Source organism: Acidithiobacillus sp. TH-A35 (assembly GCF_057473505.1).
The window spans coordinates 1-4,549 of sequence record NZ_JBYCKR010000192.1; the positions used below are offsets into that span (position 1 = coordinate 1).

A 4,549-nucleotide genomic window follows, 5' to 3' on the forward strand; every position below is an offset into this window, starting at 1 on the left:
CTGCCGCCAGCGATGCCGGAGCCCAATCATCCCACGTACACTCAGGCCTGTCTGGAAGCCGCTGCACCGGTCATTGAGGCCAGTGGCGGACGGACCTTTTTCCTCTTCACCAGTCACCGGGCCTTGCAGGAAGCGGCAGCATCCCTGCCGCAGCGGCTGTCCTTCCCTATTCTGGTGCAGGGGAGCATGCCGCGGCCCCGTCTTCTGGACCGTTTTCGCAGTCTGGGTAATGCGGTGCTGCTGGGTGCGGCCAGCTTTTGGGAGGGGGTGGATGTGCAGGGTGAGGCTCTCTCCTGTGTCATTATCGACAAGCTGCCCTTTGCCAACCCTTCGGACCCGATTTTGCGTGCCCGCACGGAGCAGTGTCAGGCGGCGGGCGGTGAACCCTTCCGTGAGCTACAGATCCCGCAGGCGGTGATTGCCTTGCGCCAGGGCGTAGGGCGGCTGATTCGCTCGGAGACGGATCGCGGCGTGCTGATGCTCTGTGACCCACGCCTGCGCAGCAAGGGCTACGGACGGATTTTCCTCGACAGTCTGCCACCTATGCGGCGCGTTTCCAGCCTCGACGCGGTCCATGCGTTCTGGCGGAGAGAGGCCTGATGGGACTGCCGCGCTTTCTGGCTATGGATACGGCTACCGAGGCCTGCTCAGTGGCCGTTAGCACCCCGGCTGGGGTGGTTGAAGAATTTGTCGTGGCGGTTAACGCCCACAGCCAGTTGCTGCTCCCTATGGTTCAGCGGGTGCTGGATCGCGCTGGCATTACCCTCGCCGATATCGGGGCTATCGCTTGCGGCGTAGGTCCGGGAGGCTTCACCGGGGTGCGTATTGGCGTGAGCACGGCGCAGGCACTGGCTATGGCACGCGGCCTGCCAGTCTATCCGGTCTCCAGCCTGCAAGCACTGGCGGCGACGATACCCCAGCCGCAGGTGCTGGCGGCGCTGGACGCCCGCAAAGGGGAGGTCTACGCCGGGGTGTTCTGTCAGGATGCGCGGGGCATGCCCCAACTGCAAGGCGCGGAGAAAGTTTGTGCTCCCGATGCCGTGGGTTGGCCAGCGGAGGGCCAGTGGTGGGGGCTGGGTACGGGCTGGCAGGTTTATCATGCCCACTGGCAGGGTCCCAGTATCCTCGGCTGGAGTGGCGATAGTTTTCCGCGGGCCGAGGCCGCGTTACGCCTTGCGCAGGCGCGCTACCAGGCGGGAGATCGAGGTATCATCCCGGCGCTGCTGGAGCCGCACTATATCCGTCCCTCCCTGCCGGAGGAGAAACAAAAATGAATCTGCGTCCCATGCAGGTAGGTGATCTGGATTCGGTGGCGACGCTGGAGTCGCACATTTCGCCGGGACCCTGGACGCGGGGTATTTTCCGCGAATGCATGCAAGCGGGTTATGATGCCTGGATTATGGAGGATGACGCCGGTGTGCTGGTGGCCTTTGGGGTCTTGTCCACGGGTGCGGCCGAGGCACATATCCTTAATCTCGGTGTAGCGCCTGCCTTGCGTCGGCGCGGTTTCGGGCAGCGCATGCTGCAACATCTCCTCTGCCGGGCCGGGCAACTGGGTGCGCAAAGGGCCTTTCTCGAGGTGCGGGTGTCTAATGTCGGCGCTCAGGAATTGTATCGCTCCCAAGGTTTCCATGAAATCGGTGTGCGTTTGAATTATTATCGCAATGAAGAGGGTCGGGAGGATGCGCTGGTCTTGTCCCTGTCGCTCCTGCCGTCCGTAAATCAACTCAGAGAAGGTTAATCTTTTATGTTGTCATCCCCTGTTGCTGAGGCTCCGGCCAGCGCGTTTATTGACGCCATTCGGCGTCGCCGTACCTTTGCCATCATCTCCCACCCCGACGCCGGCAAGACGACGCTTACCGAAAAACTCCTGCTTTTCGGGGGCGCGATTCAGTTGGCGGGGACGGTAAAAGCGCGCAAAAGTAGTCGTCACGCCACCAGCGACTGGATGGCCATTGAAAAGAGTCGCGGTATTTCCGTCGCCAGTTCGGTGATGCAGTTTGAATATGACGAGCATGTCATCAATTTGCTGGACACACCGGGCCATCAGGACTTCTCCGAAGATACTTACCGGGTACTGACTGCGGTGGATTCGGCGCTGATGGTGATTGACGGCGGCAATGGCGTTGAGGCGCAGACCATCAAGCTGCTGGAGGTTTGCCGCCTGCGCGATACCCCCATCATCACTTTCATGAACAAGTTCGACCGCGAAAGCCGCGATCCGACGGAGTTGCTGGATGAGGTGGAGTCGGTGCTGGGTATCCGGTGCGCGCCCGTCACTTGGCCTATTGGGATGGGTAAGCGTTTCCGCGGCGTGTATCACCTGCTGCGCGACGAGGTGCTGGTCTTCGCCGCCGGTGAGGAAACCCGGGAGCAAACGGTGGAGCGCATTGCCGGGATCAATAACCCGGAGCTGGACCGGCGCTTTCCGGATGAAATGGCTGAATTGCGGGAACAGGTAGAATTGCTGCGTGGTGCCTCCCATCCTTTTTCTCTGGAGGATTTTCTGGAGGGACAGCAGACGCCAGTGTTTTTCGGCTCGGCCATCAATAACTTCGGGGTGCGGGAATTGCTGGGTGCCCTTATCGACTGGGCGCCTTCGCCCCGCCCCCGTCCCACCACGGGGCGGACGGTGCGGCCTGAAGAAGAAGCCTTCAGCGGTTTTGTGTTCAAGATTCAGGCCAATATGGATCCCCAGCATCGCGATCGGGTGGCCTTTCTCCGGGTCTGCTCCGGGCACTTTCAGCGGGGCATGAAGATCAAACATTTGCGCCTGGGTCGGGATATTCAGGTGCACAATCCGATTATCTTCCTCGCCCAGGAGCGGGAGTTGGTGGAGGAAGCCTTCGCCGGCGACATCATCGGCCTGCATAATCACGGCAGTATTCAGATCGGCGATAGTTTCAGTCAGGGTGAGGCCTTGCAGTTCACCGGGATTCCCTACTTTGCGCCGGAGCTGTTCCGCCGGGTGCGTCTGCGTAACCCGCTCAAGGCCAAGCAACTGCAAAAGGGGCTGCAACAACTGGCGGAGGAGGGCGCTACCCAGGTCTTCAAACCACTGCAAGGTGGGGATATGATCCTGGGTGCGGTGGGCGTACTGCAATTTGATGTGGTAGCGGAACGGCTGAAAACCGAATATGCCGTCGACGCGATTTTTGATCCGGCGGCGGTGCAGGCGGCGCGCTGGATTCAATGTGATGATCCCAAAATACTCGCCGAATTTACCCGCAAGCATGAAGAACAGCTCGCCGAAGACGCGGGGAATCGCCTCGCCTACCTGGCGCCCTCCCGCGTTAATCTGGACCTTACTATGGAGCGCTGGCCACAAGTGGTGTTCCACGCTACTCGGGAGCATGCGGGATCATAATGCCTTTGATGAGCCGGAGGAGAAGAAGTGCTTCTACGTGCGACACTCTCGTTGATAGCTGGCCTGTTGCCTCTCGCAGCCATGGCACAAGATCTGGAATCCCTGCGTAATCAGGCCGAACAGAACCCAGCCGCGCTGGCGCGTTTGCGGCAGGCCGCATCAGCGCCGGATGCCAAGGCCGCCTTCTACCTCGGTACCCTTTACTCCCCACTGATTACTCGTCAGGAAAGCACCGTCGTCAAAGGCTGGCCGGAGGCCATGCACTGGTACCGTCAGGCGGCTCGCCTCGGATGCGCCAGAGCGGATTTTGACCTGGGTCTGGTTTATGAGGAAGGCTTAGGCGTCGCCAAAAATCCGCAACGTGCAACGGTATATTTCTCCCGGATGGCGGCCATAGCCCGTATAGAGACGGCATTGCTCCCATCAGCGAGTTCTGCGGTTGGGCGGCACACGGGTATCCATAAGGACTAGGGTAAGGGCCGATGATATATAAATCAGCGGCCTTTTCTCTAACTGATTATTGGGCCAGCGTCCGCGCCAAGCGCCGATACTGGATGGCTTCTGCCAGATGCTGGGTGCTGATCTGCCCGCTTCCTTCCAGATCCGCAATACTGCGGGCGACGCGCAGCACCCGATGGTAGCCCCGCGCGGAGAGGTGCAGGGTCTCGGTGGCGCGGCTGAGCAGGCGGGTGCCCACCGCATCCAGGGCGCAACACTGATCCAGCAGTTCGCCCTGAAGTTGTGCGTTGCGCACCTGCTGGCGTTGCCACTGACGATCAACGGCCTGAGCTATGCGTTCGCGCCAGTAGGCAGAACTTTCGCCCTGTGCCGCCTCTTGTAAGGCGCTCACCGGCAGGGCGGGCACTTCCATCTGGATGTCGATGCGGTCCAGCAGCGGGCCGGAGAGCCGACTGCGGTATTGGCTGACCTGCGCCGGGGTACAGCGGCACATCTGCTGCGGATCACCGAGATGGCCGCAGGGACAGGGATTCATCGCCGCGACCAACTGAAAACGGGCCGGGAAAGTAGCCCGCCGCGCCGCCCTGGCGATATGGATTTCTCCAGATTCCAGCGGCTCCCGCAGCACTTCCAATACCGCACGGGGGAACTCGGGCATTTCGTCCAGGAAAAGAATACCGTGGTGCGCCAGGCTGATTTCGCCGGGACGCGGGTGCGAACCCC

General features: G+C 61.2%; 6 protein-coding genes. 5 read left to right on the forward strand and 1 reads right to left on the reverse strand.

What is annotated here, in order from left to right; genetic code table 11:
- The 5 genes from AC2VNK_RS06700 to AC2VNK_RS06720 form a co-directional block, all read left to right on the forward strand.
- Positions 1-600 (forward strand): ATP-dependent DNA helicase (locus AC2VNK_RS06700; RefSeq protein ID WP_486883241.1); only part of this gene is annotated, 600 nt, incomplete at its 5' end.
- Positions 600-1,274 carry a tRNA (adenosine(37)-N6)-threonylcarbamoyltransferase complex dimerization subunit type 1 TsaB gene (tsaB, locus tag AC2VNK_RS06705; RefSeq protein ID WP_486883242.1) on the forward strand — a complete coding sequence of 225 codons (675 nt, stop codon included), beginning with the start codon at positions 600-602 and terminating at the stop codon, positions 1,272-1,274. The genes AC2VNK_RS06700 and tsaB, both read left to right, overlap by 1 nt.
- Positions 1,271-1,741, forward strand: a complete 471-nt coding sequence (rimI, locus tag AC2VNK_RS06710) for a ribosomal protein S18-alanine N-acetyltransferase (protein ID WP_486883243.1) — start codon at positions 1,271-1,273, stop codon at positions 1,739-1,741. Before tsaB ends, rimI begins: the two co-directional genes overlap by 4 nt.
- A gap of 6 nt (positions 1,742-1,747) precedes the next feature.
- Positions 1,748-3,367: a peptide chain release factor 3 gene (locus AC2VNK_RS06715; RefSeq protein ID WP_486883244.1), complete on the forward strand. Its 1,620-nt coding sequence runs from the start codon at positions 1,748-1,750 to the stop codon at positions 3,365-3,367.
- A 27-nt stretch (positions 3,368-3,394) separates the two neighbouring features.
- Positions 3,395-3,838 (forward strand): SEL1-like repeat protein, encoded by a 444-nt coding sequence (locus AC2VNK_RS06720; protein ID WP_291523527.1) that lies wholly within the window; start codon positions 3,395-3,397, stop codon positions 3,836-3,838.
- Positions 3,839-3,884: 46 nt separating this feature from the next.
- Here AC2VNK_RS06720 and AC2VNK_RS06725 read toward each other — a convergent pair.
- Positions 3,885-4,549 (reverse strand): ATP-binding protein (locus AC2VNK_RS06725; protein WP_486883245.1); only part of this gene is annotated, 665 nt, incomplete at its 5' end.